Source organism: Enterococcus sp. HMSC076E04, from assembly GCF_001814285.1.
GTDB classification, from domain to species: Bacteria; Bacillota; Bacilli; order Lactobacillales; family Enterococcaceae; genus Enterococcus_B; species Enterococcus_B lactis.
The window spans coordinates 1-253 of record NZ_KV815630.1 but is presented as its reverse complement, the minus strand read 5'-3'; the positions used below and the strand labels follow the sequence as shown (position 1 = coordinate 253).

Sequence of the window (253 nt, the reverse complement as noted above, 5' to 3'; positions counted from 1 at the left end):
TATAACTGTTTTTGATGTTATACCCTTCAATCGTCGTACTGTATTCTGGCACGTTGTCTTCCGTTACTGTATAAATGATTTCTTGCCCGTCTTTGTATTTTGGCAGATTTGTGAAACGATAGCGCCAATCATCTTTTTCACTGACTTCTTTGTGTTGGATCGGTTGACCGTCGGCTAATAGATTCACTGTGATTGTTGTCGGTCGTTTGCCGTCTTGATTCTCATTGTCTTCCCATGTTTTTTGTCCTGAGAC

General features: G+C 40.7%; 1 protein-coding gene. It reads right to left on the bottom strand.

From position 1 onward, the window contains the following. Positions 1 to 253: Cna B-type domain-containing protein (locus HMPREF2961_RS11945; RefSeq protein WP_141755566.1), on the bottom strand; the 253-nt coding region annotated here is incomplete at both ends.